Origin of the sequence: Agrobacterium sp. CNPSo 3708 (genome assembly GCF_028674915.1) — a bacterium.
GTDB lineage: Bacteria > Pseudomonadota > Alphaproteobacteria > Rhizobiales > Rhizobiaceae > Agrobacterium > Agrobacterium cavarae.
Genome location: NZ_JAQZSF010000020.1, coordinates 1 through 1158 on the forward strand (window position 1 = coordinate 1; position 1158 = coordinate 1158).

The 1158-nt window shown below is 54.5% G+C and carries 1 protein-coding gene; it reads left to right on the plus strand.

Annotated elements, in window-relative coordinates:
* Positions 1 to 769: porin (locus PVA19_RS22295; RefSeq protein ID WP_274104280.1), on the plus strand; the 769-nt coding region annotated here is incomplete at its 5' end.
* Positions 770 to 1158 lie beyond the last annotated feature (389 nt).

Genomic DNA, 1158 nt, shown 5'->3' on the forward strand with positions numbered 1-1158 from the left:
TGATACTCGCACAGACACCGAGCTCGGCGCTCTGCGCGGCTTCATCGGCTTCCGCGGCAATGCTGACAACGGTTCTTCCGCTTCTTCGTCGGTATTCGTCGACCAGGCCTTCATCGAACTCGGCGGCCTGAAGGTCGGTAAGTTCTACAACTGGTGGGATGACGGTCTCTCGGGCGAAACCGATCTCCTTTCTTCCAACACCCTGTTCAACTCCGTTCGTTACTCCTACGACGCTGGCTCTTTCTACGCTGGTCTGTCGGTTGACGAACTCGAAGGCATCTCCTTCGCTGGCGACACCACCACGGACAACAACGTTGGCATCTCCGCTGCTGTTGGCACCAAGCTCGGCGGCGCTGCTCTGCAGCTCGTTGGCGGCTACGACATCGACCGCGAAGATGGCGCTGTTCGTCTGATCGCAACGGCTGATGTTGGTCCTGGCACCCTCGGCCTGTCTGGCGTCTGGGCTTCTGGCGTAAACTCCTACTATGCTCTGTCTGAGTGGGCTGTTGCTGCTGAATACGCGATCAAGGCAACCGACAAGCTGACCATCACCCCTGGCGTTCAGTACCTCGGCAATGTTGCAACGAAGACCAACACGTTCGCAATCGTCAACGCTGACTGGTCTTCCAACGACGCTTGGACCGCTGGCCTGACTGTTGACTACAAGATCACACAGGGTCTCTCTGCTAAGATCGCAGCGAACTACTACGACGAAGACAACCGTCCTGAATTCTGGACCGGTTTCGTCCGTCTTCAGCGTTCGTTCTAATCTGATCTAACGTATAAGAATAATAAGAACCCGGCTTTCGAGCCGGGTTTTTTATTAAGCTGATGTGAGTCAACGGTGCCAGACTGTTAAGGATCGCGTAATAGGTTCCTCTTTGTTCGCGAACTATGTAGCGAAACGGCAACGGTGCGGCGAAAGGCAGATGTAATTGTGACGAAAATGTTTCCTTATCAATTGCGCGAATCCTTCATCTTGTCTCTAATCAACCTCACAGGAGCACAGCAGTTCACGCTATCCCACCCGCTCCTTCGACTCTTTGACTGGAGGTCAATATGAACATCAAGAGCCTTCTCATTGGCTCCGCTGCAGCTCTTGCAGCAGTATCTGGCGCAAAGGCCGCTGACGCGATCGTTGCTGCTGAGCCTGAGCCA